We start from the raw sequence: 23,241 nt of genomic DNA on the forward strand, positions 1-23,241 counted from the left end.
AATAACCCATGTCGAATCCTGCAGGTTGGAGGGTGGTGGCGTCAGTCGCCGAGCTGGGCCGACAGCTCGCCGCCGCGGCGGGTGGCGGCGGCGACCGCGGCGGCGACCAGCGCCGCGAAGCCGCCCGCGGCGAAGGCGTCCAGCGCGGCCTGGGTGGTGCCGCCGGGCGAGGTGACGCGCTGGCGCAGTGCGGCCGGCGGCTCGCCGTCTTCGCCGAGCATGCGGCCGGCGCCGAGGCAGGTCTGGATGGCGAGGCGGCGCGCGGTCTCGCGCGGCAGCCCCTGCCGCGCCGCCGCGTCCTCCAGCGCTTCGACCAGCAGGAAGAAGTAGGCCGGCCCGGAGCCGGACAGCGCGGTGACGGTGTCCATCTGCGCCTCGTCGTCGATCCACACGGCCAACCCGGCGGCGCCGAGGATGTGCTCGGCCTCGGCGCGCTGCGGCGCGCTGACGCGCGCGTTGGCGACCAGGCCGGTGGCGCCGGCGCCGATCAGCGCCGGCGTGTTGGGCATGCAGCGCACCACCGGCAGGCGCCCGCCCAGCCAGCGCTCGAGCTGGATGAGGCGGATGCCGGCGGCGATCGAGATCACCAGCGGCCGTCCGGCCAGCACGGTCGAGGCCAGCCCCTCGCAGACCTGGCGCATCATCTGCGGCTTGACCGCCAGCAGCAGCACGTCGGCGCCGCGCGCGGCCTCGGCGTTGTCGGCCCAGGCGCCGACGCCGAACTCGCGCGCCAGCGCCTCGCGCGCGTCGGCGCGCGGCTCGGCCACGGCGATCGCCGCGCCGGCGGTGCCGGTGCGCACCAGCCCGCCGATCAGGCTGCGCGCCATGTTGCCGCCGCCGATGAACGCGATGCGATTCATTGCACGTTTTCCCTGTCGAGATTCGCCTAGCTTAACCGCGCGGCCCGAACACGGCGCTGCCGATGCGCACCATGGTGGCGCCCTCGGCGATGGCGAGTTCGAAGTCGTCGGACATGCCCATGGACAGCGTATCGATATGCGGATGCTCGCGGGCGAGCGCGCCGAACAGCTCGCGCATGCGCGCGAACGCGGCGCGTCGCTGCGCCGGATCGGGGTGCGGTTGCGGGATCGCCATCAGGCCGCGCAGGCGCAAACCGCGCGCGGCGGCGACCGCGGCGGCGAGCCGCGGCACGTCGCCAGGCGCGCAGCCGGACTTGCTCGCCTCGGCGTCGACGTTGACCTGCAGCAGCACGTTCAGCGGCGGCAGGCCGGCGGGACGGTGGCGCGCCAGCGGTTCGACCAGCTTCTCGCGGTCGAGGCTCTGCAACCAGGCGAAATGTTCGGCGACTTCGCGGCACTTGTTGGACTGGAGGGGGCCGATGCAGTGCCATTCCAGCGTCAGGTCGGCCAGCTCGCGCTGCTTGGCGAGGGCCTCCTGGACGTAGTTCTCGCCGAACGCGCGCTGGCCGGCCGCGGCGAGCGCGCGCACGGCGGCGGCCGGCTGGGTCTTGCTGACCGCGACCAGCGCGACCGCGTGCCCGGCCTGCGCGGCGGCACGCTCGACGCGCGCGCGCACCGCGGCCAACGCCGCTGCCGGCGCGCTCACGCGCCCTCCGCGCGCCGCGCCGGGAGCGGCGGGGTGTGGGTATACTGCCCGCGGCCTGGGGCGCACGTCATTCGTTCCACAGTGGGGGTGTAGCGCATGGATATCGCCGAGCTGCTGGCGTTCTCCGTCAAGAATAAGGCTTCGGACCTGCATTTGTCCGCCGGCTTGCCGCCGATGATCCGCGTCGACGGCGACGTGCGCCGCATCAACATCCCCGCGCTCGACCACAAGCAGGTGCACTCGCTGGTGTACGACATCATGTCGGACAAGCAGCGCCGCGACTACGAGGAATTCCTCGAGGTCGACTTCTCGTTCGAGATCCCCGGCCTGGCGCGCTTCCGCGTCAACTCGTTCAACCAGAACCGCGGCGCCGGCGCGGTGTTCCGCACCATTCCCTCCGAGGTGCTGACGCTGGAGGATCTCGGCTGCCCGAAGATCTTCAAGGACCTGATCGCGCAGCCGCAGGGCCTGATCCTGGTCACCGGCCCCACCGGCTCGGGCAAGTCGACCACGCTGGCGGCGATGGTCGACCACATCAACAAGAACGAGTACGGCCACCTCCTCACCATCGAGGATCCGATCGAGTTCGTGCACACCGCGCAGAAATGCCTGATCAACCAGCGCGAGGTGCACCGCGACACGCACGGCTTCAACGAGGCGCTGCGTTCGGCGCTGCGCGAGGACCCGGACTTCATCCTGGTCGGCGAGATGCGCGACATCGAGACCATCCGCCTGGCGCTGACCGCCGCGGAAACCGGCCACCTGGTGTTCGCCACCCTGCACACCTCGTCGGCGGCCAAGACCATCGACCGCATCATCGACGTGTTCCCCGCCGGCGAGAAGCCGATGGTGCGCTCGATGCTGTCGGAGTCGCTGCGCGCGGTGATCTCGCAGACGCTGCTGAAGAAGGTCGGCGGCGGGCGCATCGCCGCGCACGAGATCATGGTCGGCATCCCGGCGATCCGCAACCTGATCCGCGAGGACAAGGTCGCGCAGATGTACTCGTCGATCCAGACCGGCCAGCAGTACGGCATGCAGACGCTCGACCAGTGCCTGCAGGACCTGGTGCGGCGCGGCCTGGTGGCGCGCCAGCAGGCGATGGACTACGCCAAGAACAAGGAAATCTTCAAGTGAGGGCGGGGCTCGGGACTCGGGGCTCGGGACTCGAAGGGCGACGCGAAATGCCGCCGGTGCAACTTAGCGCGGAGACAGGACGTACGGCTTCGGAACGCGGCTGGCGAGAATCGCTTTGCCGAGTCCCGAGTCCCGAGTCCCGAGTCCCGGGAGCGACCCCATGAGCGAGATCGATTTCACCTCCTTCCTCAAGCTGATGGTGCACAAGAAGGCGTCCGACCTGTTCATCACGGCCGGCGTCGCGCCCAGCATGAAGGTCAACGGACGCATCGTGCCGATCACGCAGAACGCGCTGACCGCGCAGCAGTCGCGCGACATGGTGCTGAACGTGATGACGCCCGCGCAGCGCGAGGAGTTCGAGAAGACCCACGAGTGCCAGTTCGCGATCAGCGTCTCCGGCGTCGGCCGCTTCCGCGTGTCGTGCTTCTACCAGCGCAACTGCGTGGGCATGGTGCTGCGCCGCATCGAGACCAAGATCCCGACCGTCGAGGAACTCAGCCTGCCGCCGATCATCAAGCAACTGGCGATGACCAAGCGCGGCATCATCATCTTCGTCGGCGCCACCGGCACCGGCAAATCGACCTCGCTGGCGGCGATGATCGGCTACCGCAACCAGAACTCGACCGGCCACATCATCACCATCGAGGATCCGATCGAGTACGTGCACAAGCACGAGGGCTGCATCATGACCCAGCGCGAGCTGGGCATCGACACCGACAGTTGGGACAACGCGCTGAAGAACACCCTGCGCCAGGCCCCCGACGTGATCATGATCGGCGAGGTGCGTACCCGCGAGACGATGGAGCACGCCATCAACTTCTCGGAAACCGGCCACCTGTGCCTGTGCACGCTGCACGCCAACAACGCCAACCAGGCGATCGACCGCATCGTCCACTTCTTCCCCGAGGACCGGCGTCCGCAGCTGTTCATGGACCTGTCGCTGAACCTGAAGGGCATCGTCGCGCAGCAGCTGATCCCGACCCCGGACGGCAAGGCCCGACGCGTGGCGATGGAGGTGATGCTGGGCACGCCGCTGGTCGCCGACTACATCCGCAAGGGCGATATCCACAAGCTCAAGGACGTGATGAAGGAATCCACCAACCTCGGCATGAAGACCTTCGACCAGAGCCTGTTCGAGCTGTACCAGGCCGGCGAGATCTCCTACGAGGACGCGCTGCGCCACGCCGACTCGGCCAACGAGGTGCGCCTGCGCATCAAGCTGGCGCAGGGCGGCGACGCGCACACGCTCAGCCAGGGCCTGGACGGCGTCGACCTGGTCGAGACCAACGATCCGGGGCGGCGCTTCTGAGCGGCCATCCCGGCGCCGCAGGAACGCGAAGGCCGCCCGAGGGCGGCCTTCGCGTCGATGGGGGCCCCGCGGCGCGCTAGTTCAGCGTGGTCGTGCTGCGCAGGCGCAGGCCGTGCGCGTTCAGCTCGAGCTGCGCATCGCCGCGGCGGATCCATTGCGCGTACATGGCGAACAGTTGGCGCTGGCGTTCGAGCTGCGCGCGCTGCGCGGGCGCCGTCGGCGCCTGCTGCGCGGCGGAGAGGCGCTGCATCAGCGTCGCCAGCGCGCTGTAGAACCTGCCGTCGAAGCTCATGCGCACCAGCGCGGCGCCGTCGCCGCCCGGCGCGCCGAGGTAGGCGGGCAGCGCGGCCATCGCATCCACGCCATTGCCGAGCGCCAGCGCGTGCGCGTCCATCGCCGCGTAGAGCGGGCCATTGGCGCCCGGCACGCCCCCGCTGGGCAGGGCGACCGGCTTGCCGTCGGCGGCGAGGCGGAAATCGCGCAGGCCCGGCACCGCCATCTTCGCCATGCCGAACAGCCCGGCGGGATTGTCGCTGGCGACCAGCAGGCGTGCGCCGAACTGCGGCATCGGCGTCGCCGGCGCCAGCGCGGCCGGTGCAGGCGTGGCGCCGCCGAGGTCGAGGCGAGCCAGGGTGAGGCGCAGGCCGAGCACGTTCGCCAGCGGCGGCACGGCCAGCCTGTCGAGCCCTTGGCGCAGTGCCGCGAAACCGGCGTTCAGCGGCTGCAGCGTGGGGCAGCGGAACGGCTGCGCGGCGACGGCGTCGGCCTGGGCGATCCAGAACTCGCGCAGTTTCAGCATCGGCAGCGCGAGCGCGATGTCGACCAGCCCGTCGCTCGTGGTGCTGCCCATGCCCGGCACCGGCTGGCGCAGCTTCTGCAGCGCGGCGACCAGCGGCGGCGCCAGGTCCGCGTCGATGCGCTGGTCGATGCGCTGCGCCGAGATCTCGGCATAGCCCATGCTGAGGCGCGGCGCCTTGGCGGCGACGCTGGCGAACTCGGCGGGGCAGGCGGGGTCCGCGCTCGGCGCGCCCAGGCCGAGCGCCTGCGCGTAGGCCCGCGTCAGCACGTCGCGAGGGTCGCCCAGCCGCGCCAGCAGGCGGGCGGTGTCGACGTAGCCGGCGCCGTTCGGCTTGTAGCCGCGCGCGTCGGCGAGATCCTCGAGGGTACCGGCGTCGGCCAGGCTCTTCGCCGGGCGCTGCAGCCCCAGCACCTCGCGCAGCGTCGGCGCGTCGAGTTGCGCGGGCACCAGCGTCGCCACCAGTTGCTTGTCGCGCTCGATCGCGAGCAGCACGCGCAGGTGGCTGTCGCCGCCGAGCTGCCAGTAGCTCTGGCCGTCGAGCGTGCCGACCGCCAGCTTGCGGCCCATGCGCTGCTCGATGCGGCCGACCAGCGCGCGGAACGCCGCCGCGTCGGCCAGTTCGACGCGCGCGACGGGCGCCAGGCCGACGCCGTAGAACGCGTAGTGCCCGCGCGTGTCCACGCCGGCCTGCCGCCATTTCTGCGGCGTGTCGAGGTTGCCGATCTCGGCGCCGACCGCATCCAGTGCCCGCGCGGTGTCGGGGTCCTTCTCGCGCAGCGCGTCGGCGAGCTGGCCGAAGCCGCCGAACTGCGCTTTCCAGAGGGTCGGCATGTGCTGCTCGTACGCCTGCAGCACCGCTTCGGGCAGCGGGTCCGCATTGGCGAACACGTAGGGCGTGTCGGCCGGCACGAAGGCGAGCGGGGCGTTCGGGTCGCGGTGCTTGCAGCCGGCCAGGGCCAGCGCCAGCGCGACACATGGAACCAGGCGGCGCGCGATCGTGCGCATGCGGACAACTCCCGTGGGGGCATCCCGCCGGCGAGTATGCCCGAGACGCGGCGGCGGATCAGCGGCCCAGCAGTTCGGCCAGCACCGCCATGCGCACGAACACGCCGTTGGCGACCTGCGCGAGGATGCGCGACTGCGGCCCGTCGGCGACCGCGTCGGCGATCTCGATGCCGCGGTTGATCGGGCCGGGGTGCATTACCAGGCAGCCCGGCCGTGCCAGCGCCAGGCGGCGCGCGTCGAGGCCGTAGCGCGCGAAGTAGGCGCCGTCGTCGGGCAGCGCGGCGTCGACGATGCGCTCCTTCTGGATGCGCAGCATGATCGCCACGTCGGCGCCCCGCAGCGCGGTGTCGAAATCCTCGCCGATGCGGCAGCCCGGGAACTCCGCCGGGTCGGGCTGCAGCGCCGGCGGCGCGCACAGGCGGATCTCGCCGACGCCGAGCGCGGCCAGCGCGTGCACGTCGGAGCGCGCCACGCGCGAGTGGCGGATGTCGCCGCAGATCACCACGGCCAGGTTCTCGAAGTCGGGGCGCTGCTGGCGGATGGTCAGCGCGTCCAGCAGGCCCTGGGTGGGATGCGCGCGCTGGCCGTCGCCGGCGTTGACCACGGCGACGGCGCTGGTCGCGTGGCGCGCCAGCAGTTCCGGCGTGCCGTTCTCCTTGTGCCGCACCACCAGCGCGTCGAGGCGCATCGCCTCCAGCGTGTGCAGCGTGTCGAGCAGCGATTCGCCCTTGTTGGTCGAGGACAGCGCAACGTCGAAGTTGACCACGTCGGCGCCGAGGCGCTTGGCGGCCAGTTCGAACGAGGTGCGCGTGCGCGTGGAGTGCTCGAAGAACAGGTTGAGCACGGTGCGCCCGGCGAGCAGGTCGCGCGGCGCGCCGTCGTGGCGGATCGCCTCCGCGCGGTCGAGCAGGCGCACTAGCGCGGTGCGGTCGAGGCCTTCGAGGGTGGTGAGGTGGCGCAGACGGTCGGTCATGGGTGCGAAGCGAGCCAGCTTTCCAGAATGACGGCGGCGGCCAGCGCGTCGATCGCCTGCGCGTCGCGGCGGCGCTTCAGGCCGGCGGCGCGCTGCGCGGCGAAGCGCTGCGCCGCCTCCTGCGAGGTGTGACGTTCGTCGGCGAGGTGCACGGGCAGGCGATAGCGCTTTTCCAGCCGGCGCGCGAACGCGCGCGCGCCGCGGCTGGCAGGCTGCTCGCCGCCGTCCAGGGTCAGCGGCAGGCCGACCACCAGCGCCTCGGGTTTCCATTCGGCCAGCAGCGCGTCGAGGCGGGCCCAGTCGGGATCGCCGCCCTGCGCGGCCAGCGTGTCGAGCTCGCGCGCATCGGCCGTGAGCCGGTTGCCCACCGCGACGCCGATCGTGCGCGTGCCGTAATCGAATCCGAGCACGCAACTCATGCGTGCCCGGCGTAACCGGTGAGCTGGGCGACGTCCACCCCGACCAGCGCGGCGGCGGCGCTCCAGCGCTGCTCCAGCGGCGTCTCGAACAGGATCTGCTCGCTGGCCTCGACGGTCAGCCAACTGTTGTCGCGCACTTCCTGCTCGAGCTGCCCGGCGCTCCAGCCGGCGTAGCCCAGCGCGACCAGCGCGCGGCGCGGCCCGCGGCCTCCCGCGATCGCCGCGAGGATGTCGCGCGAGGTGGTGATCGCCAGCCGCTCGCTGATGCGGAAGCTGGAGTCCCAGTCGCCGCTCGCCTCGTGCAGCACGAAGCCGCGCTCCGGCTGCACCGGTCCGCCGAACAGCACCGGCGCCTCGCTGATGCCGCTGTCCTCGCACGACAGCTTCATCTGTGCCAGCACGTCGCCGAGGCAGTAGTCGGAGACGCGGTTGACCAGCAGCCCCATCGCCCCTTCCTCGCCGTGCTGGCACAGGAAGGTGACGCTGCGCGCGAACTGCGAATCGCCGAGCGCGGGCATGGCGATCAGGAAATGGCCGGAGAGGAAGGTGGGCTCGCGCATGGCGACATTGTACGCGGAGCGGAGAGTAGGGAGTGGGGAGTAGGGAGACGGAAAGAAATGATGCGCAGCATGGAGCGTATGCCGCCATCATGGTCCCGCAGGATTTCCATCTCGTCATTCCGGCGCAAGCCGGAATCCAGTGCCTTTACGCACATTTGCATGACGGTTCTGCGTGGCGTGCTCTGCACGGTTCATCCAACTGGATTCCGGCTTGCGCCGGAATGACGGGCGTGCACTAAGCTTTTCCGTCTCCCCACTTCCTACTCCCTACTTCCCACTCCCCACTCCCTGCCCTCCTCACCGATTGCGCAGGATGTCGCCCGGCAGGAACTGCCAGGTGCGCGTGATGTACAGCTCGTCGATGCGGTCGTCGCGGTGCGGGAACGGCGGGAACGGCGCGGCCAGGCGCACGATGCGCATGGCGGCGTCGTCCAGCACCTTGTGCCCGCTGGACTGGATCACGTCGAGGCTCTTGATCGTGCCGTCGCGGTTCAGGCCGACGGTCAGCACCAGGTCGCCGTGCAACTGGCGGCGGCGCGCCTCGTCGGGGTAGTTCAGGTTGCCGACGCGCTCGATGCGCGTCACCCATGCCTTCATGTAGGCGGCGTAGGCGTATTCGCGGGTGTTGGCGGAGATGAACTTCTTGCGCGGGCGCTTGGCGTAGGCCTCGGCCTCCTGGCGCACCTCGGCGGCCAGCCGCGCTATTTCCAGACGGCGGTCGACGGCCAGCTCGGCGCGCTGCTGCGCGTCCAGCGGCTGCGCGCGACGGTCGGGGTCGCTGGGCGCGTGGTAGTCCGAGTGCGCGCGGGTCAGCACCTCGGGACCGCTGGGGTCGCTGCGCTCGGGCGCCGCGGGCGTCAGCGGCCGCGGCGCGACGCCCGGGTCGGACTTCGGCAGCGGGCTGGAGAACGGCTGCGACGGCCGGTGCGCGCGGTTGGAATCGCCGCCGCCGGCGTTGCTGGCCTGGGCGAGGAAGTCGGCTTTCTTCGGCGCCTCGGCGTTGGCCGAGGCCACCAGGGTCACGTCCAGCGCCGGCAGGCTCGGCCGCGGCTTGGCGAACTCGAAAGTGAGGCCGAGCGCCACCACCGCATGCACGATCAGCGAGAACAGCAGGGTGACGCCGAAGCGGTCGGCGCTGGTGCGGGCAGGGTTGCTCACGTACGGGCTTCGATCGCGTCGAACAACGTCCCGGCGATGTTAATGCCGAACTGCGCGTCCAGCTCGCGGATGCAGGTCGGGGATGTGACGTTGATCTCGGTCAGCCAGTCGCCGATCACGTCGAGGCCGACGAAGACCAGGCCGCGGCGTTTCAGCTCGGGGCCGATCTGCGCGGCGATCCAGCGGTCGCGTTCGCTCAGCGGGATGCCCTCGCCGCGGCCGCCGGCGGCGAGGTTGCCGCGGAAGTCGGTGCCCTGCGGGATGCGCGCCAGCGCGTACGGCACCGGTTCGCCGTCGACCATCAGGATGCGCTTGTCGCCCTTGACGATCTCCGGGATGTAGCGCTGCGCCACCGCGAGCTGGCTGCCGTCGCCGAGCACGGTCTCGAGGATCACGTTGAGGTTGGGGTCGTCGTGGCGGGTGCGGAAGATGCCGCGGCCGCCCATGCCGTCCAGCGGCTTGACCACGATCTCGCCGTGCTCGGCGGCGAAGCGCTTCAGCTCGTCGCGGTCGCGCGCCACCAGGCTGGGCGGGCAGCACTGCGGGAACTGCAGCGAGAACAGCTTCTCGTTGGCGTCGCGCAGGCCCTGCGGATCGTTCACCACCAGCGCGCCGGCGCGCTGGGCCAGCTCCAGCACCATGGTGTCGTAGAGGAACTGGGCGTCGAACGGCGGGTCGCAGCGCGCGAGGATCACGTCTGCCGCGCGCAGTTCCTGCCACTGCGCGTCACCCAGTTCGAACCAGCCCGCCGGATCGTCGCGCACGCTGAGCGGCGCCAGGCGTGCGCAGGGTGTGCCGTCGCGCACGGCAAGGTCGCTTCGCGTCATGTATAGCAATCGGTGACCGCGGCGCTGCGCTTCCAGCAGCATCGCGAAAGTGGAGTCCTTGCGGATCTTGATCTTGGCGATCGGGTCCATCAGGACGGCGACGGTCAGCGGCATGGGCGGTCTCCGGCGAATTCAGGCAGCGGCATAAATGTTTGCGGGCAGCCACTTAGGGGCTCAACTTGACAGCTTTGATAAACATTGGTTAAACAGCCGTCATCAGTCAGTGAGCGATGCGATCGGGCCGCGGACCGAGGGTGCCGGGGCCTGACGCAGTCGCGGGCGCAATGGACGGCAGCGGCACGCGACTTGCAAGCATATTTTGCCGAACCCTTGAGGTGGCGGCTGGGGGTCGAGAGTGGAAGACAACGCAAAACAGGGCGGCCTCACCGGGCTGCGCGTGATGGTCATCGACGATTCCAAGACCATTCGACGTACCGCCGAGACCCTGCTCAAGAAGGAAGGCTGCGAGGTGGTGACCGCGGTGGACGGCTTCGAGGCCCTCTCCAAGATCTCCGACCTGCAGCCGCACATCATTTTCGTCGACATCATGATGCCGCGCCTGGACGGCTACCAGACCTGCGCGCTGATCAAGAACAACCAGATGTTCCGTTCGACACCGGTGATCATGCTCAGCTCCAAGGACGGGCTGTTCGACAAGGCGCGCGGCCGCATCGTCGGCTCGGAACAGTACCTGACCAAACCGTTCACGCGCGAGGAACTGCTCGGGGCGATCCGTCGGCACGTCGAGCTGAAGTGACGACGGCGGGCTGCGCGCACCACAGGGGGTATTCATGGCACACATCTTCATCATCGACGATTCGCCGACCGACGTGCGCGTGTTCACCACGTTGCTGGAGAAGGCCGGGCACAAGGTGTCCAGCGCGGCCAGCGCCGAGGACGGCATCACCGCGGTCAAGCGCGCCAAGCCCGACCTGGTGATCATGGACGTGATCATGCCGGGCATGAACGGCTTCCAGGCGACGCGCACGCTGTCGCGCGACCCGGATACCGCGAACATCCCGATCCTGATCATCACCACCAAGTCGATGGAAACCGACCGCGTCTGGGGCCTGCGCCAGGGCGCGAAGGACTTCCTCACCAAGCCGGTGAGCGAGAAGGAACTGCTGACGCGCATCCACAACCTGCTTCCGAATGCTGCCTGAGGCCGCCGCCATCATGAGCGCTGGCACGTCGCTGATGCCGTTCGAGCTGCTTGCCGAGTACGAGCGCCGCAGCCTGGCGCACGTGGCCGGCATGCCCGAGCAGATCGAGGCGCCGGGCCTGTGGCGCGGCATCGGCTTCCGCGTGGGCATGTGGTACTTCGTCAGCAGCATCGCCGAGGTGAACGAAATCCTGACCATGCCGACGCTGGCGCCGGTGCCGGGCACGCGCGGATGGCTGCTCGGCGTGGCCAACGTGCGCGGCAACCTGGTGCCGGTCGCGGACCTGCGCCAGTTCCTGACCGGCGAGCGCGGCCACGTGTCGGACCAGAGCCGCGTCCTGCTGGTGCGCCAGCACGGCGGCGGCGTCGGGCTGCTGGTGGACGAGGTGCTGGGCCAGCGCAACCTCACCGAGGAGCAGCGCGTCGGCGCTGCCGCCGAGGAAGACGAGCGACTGGTGCGGTTCGTGGCGGAAAACGTGATGTTGGGGGAAACGCGCTGGGGCATGTTCAGCATGACCAACCTGGTGCGTGCGCCGGATTTCCAGCAGGCCGCGGCATGAACCCGGACTGCGACAGGGTGAGGTGAAGCATGAGTACGACGTCGGGGGCAATCGGTAAGGAACGCAGCCATGGTCTGCTGATTTTCGTCATGGTGCTGGCGTTCCTGGTCGCCGTGGTGGACTTCGTCTGGTTGAACATCAAGAACGACCAGGAACGCCAGGCCGCCCAGTTGACCGCGCAGATCCAGGTGGTGTCGCAGCAGATCTCGAAGTACGCGTTCGAGGCGGCCGGCGGCAACATCGAGTCGTTCAACGAGCTCGACAGTACCCGCAATGCGCTGGACTCCAGCGTGCAGCGCCTCGACAAGGGCGATGCGAAGACCGGCATGCCCGGCTACGCCCACGCGGCGGCCGGCGTCGGCAACTCGCTGGCCGCGCTGACCCAGGCCTGGAACCAGCTCAACGGCGACGTCAGCAAGGTGCTGGCCAACCGCGCACTGGTGCTGAATTCCGCCGACCAGGCCGGCCAGTTCGCACGGCAGATGCCGATCCTGAACTCGCGCATGGACGAGGTGGTTAACATCCTGCAGCAGCGCAACGGCAGCGCGGCGCAGACCTTCACCGCCGCGCGCCAGATGCTGCTGGCCGACCGCATGATCCGCCGCGTGCAGGAGATCCTGCAGGGCGGCGAAGGCGCCGCCACCGCCGCCGACGGCCTGTCGCGCGACGCGCAGCTCTACAGCGCGGTGCTGAAGGGCCTGGTCGAGGGCAACCCCGACTTCAACATCCGCGCGATGGACAACGCCAGCGCGCGGCAGATCCTCGAGGACATCCAGAAGACCTGGGGCCAGCTCGGCGACCCGGTGCAGAAGCTGGTCACCGCCGCGCCGACCCTGCAGGACGTCAAGGACGCCGCCAACCAGGCCTCGCTGGATTCGCAGAACGTGCTGCTGCGCGCCAACGAGGTATCGACCAACCTCGGCAAGCTGCCCACCCTGCGGCCGTTCCCGAACCTGATCATCGGCGCCATCGCGGCGTTGATCACCCTGGTCTGCGCGGTCGTGCTGGCGTGGGCGCTGATCAACGACCAGCGCCGTCGCGGCCAGGTCACCACCGAGCTGAACCAGCGCAACCAGGAGGCGATTCTGCGCCTGCTGGACGAGATGGGCTCGCTGGCCGAAGGCGACCTCACGGTGAAGGCCACCGTGACCGAGGACATCACCGGCGCGATCGCCGATTCGGTCAACTTCGCGGTGGAAGCGCTGCGCAGCCTGGTGACCACGATCAACGAGACCGCCGTGCAGGTGTCGGCGGCCGCGCAGGAAACGCAGGCGACCGCGATGCACCTCGCCGAGGCCGCCGAGCATCAGGCGCAGCAGATCACCTCGGCGTCGGCGGCGATCAACGAGATCGCGGTGTCGATCGACGAGGTGTCGAAGAACTCGGCCGAATCGGCGGAGGTCGCGCAGCGCTCGGTGCAGATCGCCTCCAAGGGCGCCGGCATCGTGCGCCAGACGATCCAGGGCATGGACTCGATCCGCGAGCAGATCCAGGAGACCTCGAAGCGCATCAAGCGCCTCGGTGAGTCCTCGCAGGAAATCGGCTCGATCGTCGAACTGATCAACGACATCGCCGAGCAGACCAACATTCTCGCCCTGAACGCAGCCATCCAGGCCGCCTCGGCCGGCGAAGCGGGCCGCGGCTTCGCGGTGGTTGCCGACGAGGTGCAGCGACTCGCGGAGCGCGCGTCGAACGCGACCAAGCGCATCGAGACGCTGGTGCAGACGATTCAGTCCGATACCAACGAGGCAGTCAGCTCGATGGAGCAGACCACCGCCGAGGTGGTCGCCGGCGCGCGCCTGGCCGAGGACGCCGGCACCGCGCTGGGCGAGATCGAAAAGGTGTCGAACGACCTCGCCGACCTGATTCAGAACATCTCCGAGGCGGCGCGCCAGCAGTCCGCCGCGGCGACCAACATCTCGGCGACCATGAACGTGATTCAGGAGATCACCGCGCAGACCTCGGTCGGCGCCAGCCAGACCGCCGAGTCGATCGGCAACCTGGCCCAGCTCGCCGCCGACCTGCGCCGCTCGGTCGCCGACTTCAAGCTGCCGAACTACTGATCGGGAGAGGTCCGCAGGATCGTGCATGTCCGTGTCCGCGAACGCCGCCATGACCGCATCCGCCGCGCCCCCCGCAGGCGCGGCGCGGCGGCCCGTGCGGCGGCGGGCTTGACGCCGGCGCATGCCGGCGGCGCGGTTTGAACGTGGAGGATGAACCAGGCATGGCGCTCGCGTTCAGTCCGCTGCCGTCCGTCCCGTCGCTGCTGCCGATGGACGACGCCGAGTTCGCCCGCTGGGTGCGCCTGCTGGAGGCGCGCACCGGCGTGGTGGTCGCGCCGGAGCGCAAGCCGTTCCTGGTCGGCGCGGTGCGCGCGCGCATGCGCGAGGCCGGTTTTGCCGACTACGCCAGCTACTACGCGCACGTCAGCGCGGAGGGCTCCGGCCTGGTCGAGTGGGCCACGCTGGTCGATCGGCTGACCGTCCACGAGACCCGCTTCTTCCGCCACCCGCCGTCGCTGCAACTGATCGCCGAGCGCTGGCTGCCGGAGCAGTTGCGCGACGGTGCGCGCGCCATGCACGCGTGGAGCATCGGCTGCGCCAGCGGCGAGGAGGCGTACAGCCTGGCGATGGTGCTGGACCGCAAGCTGGCGCCGGGCGGCGCCGATGCGCAGGCCTACGTCGGCGTCACCGCAACCGACGTCAGCCATGCCGCGCTGGCGGCCGCGCGCAGCGCGGTCTATCCCGCCACGAGGCTCGGCGAGATCCCGCCGGAATACCGCGCCGACTACGTGCAGATGCTGGACGGCGAGAGCTTCACCGTGATCGAGCGCCTGCGCCGGCGGGTCGGCTTCGCGATGCTCAACCTGCTCGACGTCGCGCAGGCGCCGCTGAAGCAGCTCGACCTGATCTACTGCCAGAACGTGCTGATCTATTTCGCCCGCGAGCGCCGCCGCGAGCTGCTGGCAACGCTGGCCGGCCTGCTCAGGCCGGGCGGCCTGCTGCTGCTCGGCGCCGGCGAGGTCACCGCATTCGCGCACCCGTTGCTCACCCGCGTGGCCTGCCCCGGCACGCTCGCTTACCTGCGCAACCGTTGAGGCACGCGCATGCGACTCGAAGAAGACATCGACTTCACCACGCTCAACTGGGTCAAGGCCGAGCTGGACGAAACCCTGAAGCAGGCGCGCCAGGCCCTCGAGACGTACGTCGAGGATCCGGCCGACGCCAGCCTGATGCGCTTCTGCGCGACCTACCTGCACCAGGTGCAGGGCACGCTGCGCATGGTCGAGCTGTATGGCGCGGCGATGGTCGTCGAGGAAATGGAGCGGCTCGCGCAGGCACTGCTGGACGACCAGGTGCGCCAGCGCGACGACGCCTACGGCGTGCTGATGCGCGGCATGGTGCAGATGCCCGATTACCTCGAGCGCCTGCAGAGCGGCCACAAGGACATCCCGCTGGTCCTGCTGCCGCTGCTGAACGACCTGCGCGCGTGCCGCGGCGAGAAGCTGCTGTCGGAGAGCGTGCTGTTCACCCCCGACCTGCAGGCAGCGCTGCCGGCCGAGCTGCCGGCCGCCGCGGCGCCGGTCGATGCCGCCGGGCTGAAGCGCGAGGTCGCCGTGCTGCGCGCACGCTTCCAGCCGGCGCTGCTGGGCTGGTTCCGCGGCCAGGGCGACGCCGCCGCGCACCTCGCGCGCATGCGCGAAGTGCTGGACGCGGCGGTCGCGCTTTGCCATGCGCTGGCGCCGCGCCGGCTCGGCTGGGTCGCTGGCGGCGTGCTGGAGGCGCTGGAGCAGGGCCGTCTGACCGCCGACAGTTCGGCGCTGAAACAGTTGGTCGGCCGCGTCGACCGCGCGCTCAGGCAGCTCGGCGATCGCGGCGAGGATGCGCTCGCCGACGCCGAGGGCGAGGAACTGGTGCGCAACCTGCTGTATTACGTCGCGCAGGCCGCGCCGGCCGAGGGCCGCGTCGCGCAGATCCGCCAGACCTATCGCCTGGACCGCCTGCTGCCCAGCGAGAAGGAGATCGAGCACGCGCGCGGCTCGATTTCCGGCCACAACCGCGCCCTGCTCGACACCGTCGCGCACGCGATCAAGGAGGACCTGTTGCGCGTCAAGGAAGCGCTGGACATCTTCCTGCGCCAGCGCGACGAGGATCCCGCGCGGCTCGGCGCCCAGGCCGAGCTGCTCGACCGCGTCGGCGACACCCTCGGCATGCTGGGTCTCGGCGTGCCGCGCCGCGTGGTCGGCGAGCAGCGCCGCATCGTCGAGGACATCGCCACCCGCGCGCGCCCGGCCGACGAGGGCACCCTGCTCGACGTCGCCGGCGCGCTGCTCTACGTCGAAGCGTCGCTGGACGACCACATCGACCGCCTCGGTGCGGCCGTCGAGAGCGCCAATGCCGCCGACGCGCTGCCGAAGGCCGAGGCGCGCAAGATTCTCGAGGCGCTGATGCGCGAGGCCGCGCTCAACCTCGGCAAGGTGAAGGAGGACATCGTCGCCTTCATCGAGTCGCCGTGGGACCACGCGCGGGTCGAGCAGATCCCGCGCCTGCTGGAGGAAATCGCCGGCGCGCTGCGCATGCTCGACGTCGAGCGCCCGGCCGACCTGCTCGCCGGCATCGGCCGCTTCGTCGACAACGAACTGATCGTCGACCGCCGCATCCCCACTGCGGAGCAGATGGACAAGCTGGCCGACGCGCTGGCCTCGATCGAGTACTACCTCGAGGCGGCGCGCGAGCACCGCGGCGGGCGCGAGCGCATCCTCGAAGTCACCCGCCAGAGCCTGGGCGCGCTCGGCTACTGGCCGGTGCCGCCGCGGCGCGAGACGTCGCCGGCCGAAGCGGCCGTCGCCGCGGGCGGCGACTTCCCGCAGTGGGGCGACAGCCTGCCGCAGGGCCGCAGCGCGTCGCTGCGCCCGACCGACGAGGGCGCCGTCGAGGAAGGCGTGGACTTCACCGGGCTCGAGCTGCAGCGCGGCGGCGATGCCGACGCCGCGGCGCCGTTCGAACCGGTCAGCATCGCCGCGGGACGCGGCATGGAAGACCTGGTGGTTGGCGACGCGCGCATGCCGGAGCCGTACGCCGAGCACCTGCGCGGCCTGAAGCTGACCGAGACCGAGCCGACCGCGCCGCCGTCCGATGCCGGCGACGACTGGATCGAGATCGAAGAGGAAATCGAGGAGGAAGTGCCGGTCGGCGCCGAGCTCGGCACGAATGCCGGCTTCCAGGCCGCCTCCGAAGAGATCGACGCGGAGATCCGCGAGGTGTTCGTCGAGGAGGTGCAGGAAGAGATCGAGAACCTGCGCCGCCACCTGCCGGCGTGGGCGTCGAGTCCGGACGACCTCGAAGCGCTGAAGCCGGTGCGCCGTTCCTTCCACACGCTGAAGGGTTCCGGCCGCCTGGTCGGCGCGCTGGCCCTGGGCGAGTTCAGCTGGAAGGTCGAGAACATGCTCAACCGCGTGCTCGACCACAGCATCCCGCCGGGCGAGGACGTGCGCGCGCTGGTCGCGCACGCCGTCGACGCGCTGCCCGGCCTGCTCGCCGCGCTGCGCGGCGACGGCGCGCCGAATGCGCCGCTGGGCGCGATCATGGAGGTCGCCGACAGCCTCGCTGCCGGCGAAAGCGCCCGCGTCGAGCAGTTCGTGCAGCCGCGCATGCAGACCGTGAAGCGCATCGTCAAGCGACGCGTGCCGCGGCCGCGCGCGGATGTGGCCGAAGTGCCCGCCGCGACGCTCGCCGGCGTCGCCGGTCCCGCCTTCGCCGCGCCGCAGCCGGTCGCGGCGATGCTGCCGGCAGTCGACCCGCTGCTGCTGGAAATCCTGCGCAGCGAAGTGGCGCAGCACCTCGGCAGCGTGCGCGAATACCTGGCGCAATGCGCGCCCGACGCGCCCGCGGTCGGCGAGCCGCTGCTGCGCGCGGTGCACACGCTGAACGGCGCGATCGCCATGGTCGACATCCCGGTGATCGGCCACGTGCTGGCGCCGCTGGAGTCGTACCTGAAGCGCCTGCGCGCGCTGGACACCGCGCCCGGCGCGGACGGCGTCGCTGCGCTGCGCGAAGCCGCCGACCTGGTCGATCACGTGATGGCGCAGTTCGACGCCGCGCAGCCCGAGCTGCCGGATTCGGGCGCGCTCGCCGCGCGCATCGCCGCGCTGCGCGATGCGCTGCCGGAGCCGACCGTCGCACACGTGTTCTACGAAGCCGAAGCCATAGCCGACGAGGCCGCGGCGGCGGACGATGCGCTGCCGGCGGACGCCGACAGCATCGCGCTGCCCGAGGCCGGTGCGTCCGGATCCGTCGACGAGGACCTGACCGCCGCGCTGATGGCCGCGCTGGACGCGGCCGCGCCGCCCGCGGATGCGCCGGTGGAGCGCGGGGTCGGCTTCGACCTCGCCGAGTTCTCCGACCTCGGCGACGCGATCGTGCTCGAGTCGGCCGCGCAGGCTCCGTCCGACGCGCCGCCGCCGGCCGACGCATCGCTCGATGCGCCGGCTGCGGATGCCCGCGATCACGCCGACGAGGCGCCCGCCGCCGCGCCGGCGGACGGCATCGATGCCGGCTTCGCGGTGCCGCCGCCGCAAGGCGACCTCGCCGCCGCCGTGCCGCACGCGGACGCCGCTGCCAACGAGGTGCCGTCCGATCAGGCGCCGGAAATCGCGTCGCCCGCGCCGGCCGCGCGCGCGCGTGTGCCGTTCCCGGACGACCCGCAGCCGGACGGTGCGCTCGACCTGCCCGACCTCGACACCGACCTGCTCGAGATCTTCGTGCAGGAAGGCGTCGATATCCTCGACCACTCCGATTCGCTGATGGCGAAGCTGCGCGAGAGCCCGCACCAGCGCGAGCTGATCGGCGGGTTGCAGCGCGACCTGCACACGCTTAAGGGCGGCGCGCGCATGGCCGGCCTGGCGCCGATCGGCGACCTCGCCCACGCCATGGAGACGCTGCTGGAACAGGTCGGCGAGGGCCGCCGCCAGGCCGATCCGCTGGCGGTGGAATCGCTCGAGCGCGGCTTCGACCGCCTGCACGGCATGGTGCAGCGCGTCGCCCACGGCCGCGCCATCGCCATGCCGGATAACGCCATCGCCCGCTTCGAGGCGCTGGCGGAAGGGCGGCCGCTGGAGGCGCCCGCCGCGGTGGCCGACGCCGACGCCGACGCGGCGGGAACCGCGGCCGCGGAGACGGTGGCTACGCCGCCTGCGCCGCAGCCCGTCGCCGAGGCGAGGCCCGCGCCGCGTCCGGCGCAGCGTCCGCCGCTGGAACCGGTCGAGGAGCCGGCGCGCGCACCGCAGGAAATGATCCGCGTGCGCTCCGAGCTGCTCGACTCGCTGGTCAACTACGCCGGCGAGGTGTCGATCTACCGCTCGCGCCTGGAGCAGCAGATCTCGACCTTCCGCTTCAACCTGGTCGAGTTCGAGCAGACCGTCAGCCGTCTGCGCGAGCAGTTGCGCAAGCTGGAGATCGAAACCGAAGCGCAGATCCTGTCGCGCTACCAGCGCGAGCACGAGGCCGGCCGCGACGCCACCTTTGACCCGCTCGAGCTGGACCGCTTCTCGCAGTTGCAGCAGCTCTCGCGCGCGCTGGCCGAGTCGGTGTCGGACCTGGTGTCGATCCAGGGCCTGCTGGACGACCTCACCCGCCAGTCGGAAACGCTGCTGCTGCAGCAGTCGCGCGTCAGCTCCGACCTGCAGGAAGGCCTGATGCGCACGCGCATGGTGCCGTTCGATTCGCTGGTGCCGTCGCTGCGCCGCACCCTGCGCCAGGCGGCGCAGGAGGTCGGCAAGCGCGCGCAACTGCGCGTCGAAGGCGCACAGGGCGAAATGGACCGCAACCTGCTCGAGCGCATGAAGGCGCCGTTCGAGCACATGCTGCGCAACGCGCTGGCGCACGGCATCGAGGCGCCGGCCGAGCGCCGCGCCGCCGACAAGCCGGAGGACGGCACGGTCTCGATCCGGGTCAGCCGCGAGGCGACCGAGGTGGTGATCCGCGTCTCCGACGACGGCCGCGGCTTCGACCGCGACGCGATCCGCCGCAAGGCGATCGAGCGCGGCCTGATGAAGCCCGACGCGCAGTTGTCCGACCGCGACCTGTACGGCTTCGTGCTGGAAACCGGCTTCTCCACCGCCGAGACGGTGACCCAGCTGGCCGGCCGCGGCGTCGGCATGGACGTGGTGCACAGCGAGATCAAGCAGCTCGGCGGCACGCTGGCGATCGACTCCGAGCGCGGCCGCGGCACCACCTTCATCATCCGCCTGCCGTTCACGCTGGCGGTGACGCAGGCGATCCTGGTGCGCCTGGGCGATTCCGCCTACGCGATCCCGATGTCGTCGGTGCAGGGCGTGGTGCGCATCGCGCGCGACGACCTCGACCGCCGCCTCGGCGAAGCCGATCCCAGCTACACCTACGCCGGCGAAACATTCGCCATCCACGACCTCGCCCAACTGCTCGGCGTGCCTGCGGCGCACCTCGCCGACGAGACGCAGTTGCCGCTGCTGATGACCCGCACCGGCGACCAGCGCGCCGCGGTGCGCATCGACGCGGTGATCGGCTCGCGCGAAGTGGTGGTGAAGTCGGTCGGCCCGCAGGTCAGCTCGGTGCCCGGCATCTTCGGCGCCACCATCATGGGCGACGGCTCGGTGGTGATGATCCTCGACCTGGCGCCGCTGGTGCGCCGCTCGGCCGCGCTGCGCGAGCGTGCCGAGGAGGACGGCATCGCCCTGGAGGCGCCGCCGCCGCTGCAGGCCGAGCCCGAGCGCCGCCGCCAGCCGATGGTGATGGTGGTCGACGACTCCATCACCATGCGCAAGGTCACCGGCCGCGTGCTGGAGCGCCACGACATCGAGGTGGTCACCGCGAAGGACGGCCTCGACGCGGTCGAGAAGCTGCAGGACCGCGTGCCCGACCTGATGCTGCTCGACATCGAGATGCCGCGCATGGACGGCTACGAGCTGGCCACCTACATGAAGAACGACCCGCGCCTGAAGGGCGTGCCGATCATCATGGTCACCTCGCGCACCGGCGAGAAGCACCGCCAGCGCGCGCAGGAAATCGGCGTCGAGCGCTACCTCGGCAAGCCGTACCAGGAGCTCGACCTGGTGCGCGAGGTGCAGGACGCGCTGAAGGCGAGTCGAGTCTGAGATGCAGGCCGAGATGCCCACCGTCGCGCTGCTGTTCGAGGATCCGGAACTCGGCGCGCCGCTGCGCGCCGCGCTGGCCGAACTTGGCGCGCGCATCGCGCACGAGGGCGCCCCGGCCGCGCTCGCGGCCGAGGCGTTGGCCGGCGTCGACGTGGTCGTGATCAATCTCGACGACGCCGTCGAGGCACAGCTCGACCGCATCCACGACCTGCTCGACGCCGCCGCCTGCCGGGTGGTGTTCAACGATGCCGACGCCACGCGCGCGCTGGAAGGCTGGGAGCAGGCGCGCTGGGCGCGTCACTTCGCCGCCAAGATCCTCGACCGCGACGACGTCGACCCGCCGCGTCCGGCCGATGCGCGCCCGGTCGAGGTTGCCGCGGTCGCCGAGGCCGCGGCGCTGCCGGCTGCGGCGGAGGCGCCCGGCATGGCCGCCGTCGAACCCGCGGCGCCGGCGCAAGTCGACGCGCCGCCGCTCGACCTGGCCGAGATCGAGGCGCTGTTCGAGGACCTGCCCGGCCTGGGCGCCGCGCAGCCCGTGCCGCATTCGGTCGAGGCCACGCCGGACGATCTGGCCGCGCAGCTCGACGCGCTGTTCGAGGATGCGCCCGCCACGCCCGCCGCGGCGGCGCCCGTGCCCGAACCGGCAGCGGACCGCGAAGCGGCCGCCGGCGCCGAAGCACCGTCGATCGACGGCACCGGCCTGGATTTCGATCGGGCGTTCGATGCGGCGACGGCGCCTGCGCCGACGGTCGTGGCCGGCAGCGCCGATCCGGCTGCGCCTGCTCCGGTCGTGCCGGCTTCGCCGAGCTGGGATCTGGTCGATTACGAAACCGCGGCGCCGACCGCACCGCCGCCGCGCGCGCAGCCGCACGAATTCGGCATCGAGACCGTATCCGCCGCCGAGCTGCTGGCGCCCGGGACCGCCGCCGCCGGAACCGAGGCCGAGCCGATCCACTTCGGCCTGGAGAAGATCAGCACCGCCGAATACCTCGCCCCCGACGCCGCGCCGGCCGGCGACGCGCCGCTGGCGGTCAAGGTCGAGAAGGTGTCGGCGGCGGAATACCTCGCCCCCGAAGGCGGCGACGCCGCGGATACGCCGGTCGTGCCCGGCATGAGCCTCGAGCTGGTGCCGATGGAGGAAGCGATTGCGCCGAAGCCGGTCCAGGCCGAGGCCGCGAGCGCGGTCGCCGAGATGCGCCTGGACGCCGGCGCGACGCGCGTGCGCCGCGTGGTCGCGCTGGGCGCGTCGATCGGCGGACCGGAGGCGGTGCGCGAGTTCGTCAACGCGCTGCCCACGGATCTGCCGGCGACGCTGGTGCTGGCCCAGCACCTCGATGCCGCCTTCGTCGACGCGATGGCCGCGCAACTCGCCAAATTCAGCCCGCTGCCGGTGCGCATCGCCGCCGCCGGCGTCGGCGTCGGCCACGGCGAGGTGCTGGTGGTGCCGGCCGATCGCCGCGTGCGGCTCGACCGCAGCGGTCGGGTGCGGCTGGAAGCGCTGCCGGAAGGCTGTCCCTACGCGCCCTCGATCGACCACACCTTCGGCGACCTCGCCGAGACCTTCGGCGCCGACCTGCTGGCGATCGTGTTCTCCGGCATGGCCAACGACGCCGTCGCCGGATCGCTGGAAGTGGTCGCGCGCGGCGGCACGGTATGGGCGCAGGATCCGGACAGTTGCGTGGTCAGCTCGATGGTCGACGGCGCCTGCGCGGCGGGCGTGGTCGCCCACACCGGCACGCCGCGCGCGCTGGCGGCGCGGCTGCTGGCCGAACTGGACAAGCAAGGGAAGACGACATGAGCACCGAACTGCCTCGCGAGATCCGCGGCGTGCTGGTTCACGTGACCGGCGGGCGCGTGCTGCTGCCGAACGCCACGGTGGCCGAGGTCATCACCTTCGCCACGCCGGACAAGGTGGCCAACGCGCCGGAATGGCTGCTCGGCCGCATCGCCTGGCGCGGCTGGCGGCTGCCGCTGGTGTCGTTCTCGATCCTGGCCGGCTTCGCCGCGCAGGAGCGCGCGCTGAACTCGCGCGTCGCCGTGCTGAAGGCGCTCGGCGGCAATCCGCGCATGCCGTTCATCGCCATGGCGACGCAGGGCTTCCCGCGCCTGACCACGCTGAGCCAGGACATCATCGTGCCGACCGGCGACGAGAACGCGCATCCGCCGGGCGTGCGCGAGCAGGTGCTGGTGCGCGACGACCACGCCGTGATCCCGGACCTCGACGCCATCGAGGCGATGGTGCAGGAAGCGCTCGCGGCAGCGGCCTGAGGCTGCCGCTCGGAAGTCGCCGTACAGCATGTAGGGTGCGTAGGGTGGGCTTCAGCCCACCGTCACTCCGTTCGATTGCGTCGCGATGGTGGGCTGAAGCCCACCCTACAGCCCCTGCAGTCGCCGCGGGGGGTGCGCCGGCCTATCCGAGATCGCCGTACAGCACCTGCAGCGCCGCCAGCGCGGCGAGGCCGGCCGTCTCCGTGCGCAGGACGCGCGGGCCGAGGCGCAGTCCGGCGAAACCCGCCGCGCGCAGCGCCGCCACGTCGCGCTCGCCAAAGCCACCTTCCGGACCGACCGCCAGCAGCGCGTGGTGCGGCAGCGCGCCCAGCGCGCGCGGCGCCGTCTCGCCTTGCGGCAGCAGCGCGAGG

The 23,241-nt window shown here is 71.2% G+C and carries 19 protein-coding genes; 10 read left to right on the plus strand and 9 right to left on the minus strand.

Annotated features, from left to right (window positions below):
- Positions 1-41 precede the first annotated feature (41 nt).
- Both proC and ABFC67_RS00915 read right to left on the minus strand, forming a co-directional pair.
- Complete coding sequence (proC, locus tag ABFC67_RS00910) at positions 42-860, minus strand: pyrroline-5-carboxylate reductase (RefSeq protein ID WP_346736158.1); 819 nt, start codon at positions 858-860, stop codon at positions 42-44.
- A 31-nt stretch (positions 861-891) separates the two neighbouring features.
- The gene (locus ABFC67_RS00915; RefSeq protein ID WP_346736175.1) at positions 892-1,545 is read right to left on the minus strand and encodes a YggS family pyridoxal phosphate-dependent enzyme; all 654 of its coding nucleotides are present in this window, start codon (positions 1,543-1,545) and stop codon (positions 892-894) included.
- 117 nt (positions 1,546-1,662) lie between these two features.
- Between ABFC67_RS00915 and ABFC67_RS00920 the strand changes: the two genes are divergently transcribed.
- Both ABFC67_RS00920 and ABFC67_RS00925 read left to right on the plus strand, forming a co-directional pair.
- A complete protein-coding gene (locus ABFC67_RS00920; RefSeq protein ID WP_346736159.1) occupies positions 1,663-2,700 on the plus strand; it encodes a type IV pilus twitching motility protein PilT in 1,038 nt (345 codons plus the stop codon).
- A gap of 160 nt (positions 2,701-2,860) precedes the next feature.
- Positions 2,861-4,009 carry a PilT/PilU family type 4a pilus ATPase gene (locus ABFC67_RS00925; protein WP_346736160.1) on the plus strand — a complete coding sequence of 383 codons (1,149 nt, stop codon included), beginning with the start codon at positions 2,861-2,863 and terminating at the stop codon, positions 4,007-4,009.
- A gap of 76 nt (positions 4,010-4,085) precedes the next feature.
- Here ABFC67_RS00925 and ABFC67_RS00930 read toward each other — a convergent pair whose 3' ends face one another.
- From ABFC67_RS00930 to gshB, 6 genes are all read right to left on the minus strand, one after another.
- Positions 4,086-5,813, minus strand: a complete 1,728-nt coding sequence (locus tag ABFC67_RS00930; protein ID WP_346736161.1) for a hypothetical protein — start codon at positions 5,811-5,813, stop codon at positions 4,086-4,088.
- A gap of 58 nt (positions 5,814-5,871) precedes the next feature.
- A complete protein-coding gene (locus ABFC67_RS00935; protein ID WP_346736162.1) occupies positions 5,872-6,786 on the minus strand; it encodes an aspartate carbamoyltransferase catalytic subunit in 915 nt (304 codons plus the stop codon).
- A complete protein-coding gene (gene ruvX, locus ABFC67_RS00940; RefSeq protein WP_346736163.1) occupies positions 6,783-7,205 on the minus strand; it encodes a Holliday junction resolvase RuvX in 423 nt (140 codons plus the stop codon). Before ruvX ends, ABFC67_RS00935 begins: the two co-directional genes overlap by 4 nt.
- Positions 7,202-7,765, minus strand: a complete 564-nt coding sequence (locus ABFC67_RS00945; RefSeq protein WP_346736164.1) for a YqgE/AlgH family protein — start codon at positions 7,763-7,765, stop codon at positions 7,202-7,204. Before ABFC67_RS00945 ends, ruvX begins: the two co-directional genes overlap by 4 nt.
- A 297-nt stretch (positions 7,766-8,062) precedes the next feature.
- Positions 8,063-8,923, minus strand: a complete 861-nt coding sequence (locus tag ABFC67_RS00950; RefSeq protein ID WP_346736165.1) for an energy transducer TonB — start codon at positions 8,921-8,923, stop codon at positions 8,063-8,065.
- Entirely contained in the window at positions 8,920-9,864 is a 945-nt protein-coding gene (gshB, locus tag ABFC67_RS00955) for a glutathione synthase (RefSeq protein ID WP_346736166.1), read from the minus strand. Before gshB ends, ABFC67_RS00950 begins: the two co-directional genes overlap by 4 nt.
- Before the next feature lie 286 nt (positions 9,865-10,150).
- Between gshB and ABFC67_RS00960 the strand changes: the two genes are divergently transcribed.
- From ABFC67_RS00960 to ABFC67_RS00995, 8 genes are all read left to right on the plus strand, one after another.
- Positions 10,151-10,507 (plus strand): response regulator, encoded by a 357-nt coding sequence (locus tag ABFC67_RS00960; protein WP_062534690.1) that lies wholly within the window; start codon positions 10,151-10,153, stop codon positions 10,505-10,507.
- Positions 10,508-10,541: 34 nt separating this feature from the next.
- A complete protein-coding gene (locus ABFC67_RS00965) occupies positions 10,542-10,913 on the plus strand; it encodes a response regulator (protein ID WP_346736167.1) in 372 nt (123 codons plus the stop codon).
- 13 nt (positions 10,914-10,926) lie between these two features.
- Positions 10,927-11,472: a chemotaxis protein CheW gene (locus ABFC67_RS00970; protein ID WP_346736168.1), complete on the plus strand. Its 546-nt coding sequence runs from the start codon at positions 10,927-10,929 to the stop codon at positions 11,470-11,472.
- A 29-nt stretch (positions 11,473-11,501) separates the two neighbouring features.
- Positions 11,502-13,535, plus strand: a complete 2,034-nt coding sequence (locus ABFC67_RS00975) for a methyl-accepting chemotaxis protein (RefSeq protein WP_346736169.1) — start codon at positions 11,502-11,504, stop codon at positions 13,533-13,535.
- 161 nt (positions 13,536-13,696) lie between these two features.
- The gene (locus ABFC67_RS00980; RefSeq protein ID WP_346736170.1) at positions 13,697-14,569 is read left to right on the plus strand and encodes a CheR family methyltransferase; all 873 of its coding nucleotides are present in this window, start codon (positions 13,697-13,699) and stop codon (positions 14,567-14,569) included.
- A gap of 9 nt (positions 14,570-14,578) precedes the next feature.
- Positions 14,579-20,602, plus strand: coding sequence for an Hpt domain-containing protein (locus tag ABFC67_RS00985; RefSeq protein WP_346736171.1), 6,024 nt, complete (start codon positions 14,579-14,581; stop codon positions 20,600-20,602).
- Between the two features lies 1 nt (position 20,603).
- Positions 20,604-22,400, plus strand: coding sequence for a chemotaxis protein CheB (locus ABFC67_RS00990; RefSeq protein ID WP_346736172.1), 1,797 nt, complete (start codon positions 20,604-20,606; stop codon positions 22,398-22,400).
- Positions 22,397-22,870 carry a chemotaxis protein CheW gene (locus ABFC67_RS00995; RefSeq protein WP_346736173.1) on the plus strand — a complete coding sequence of 158 codons (474 nt, stop codon included), beginning with the start codon at positions 22,397-22,399 and terminating at the stop codon, positions 22,868-22,870. Before ABFC67_RS00990 ends, ABFC67_RS00995 begins: the two co-directional genes overlap by 4 nt.
- Before the next feature lie 142 nt (positions 22,871-23,012).
- Here ABFC67_RS00995 and ABFC67_RS01000 read toward each other — a convergent pair.
- A partial coding sequence (locus ABFC67_RS01000) for an RsmE family RNA methyltransferase (RefSeq protein WP_346736174.1) occupies positions 23,013-23,241 on the minus strand: 229 nt, incomplete at its 5' end.

The organism is Mizugakiibacter sp. (assembly GCF_039680435.1).
In the GTDB taxonomy this organism is placed as follows: Bacteria; Pseudomonadota; Gammaproteobacteria; order Xanthomonadales; family Rhodanobacteraceae; genus Mizugakiibacter.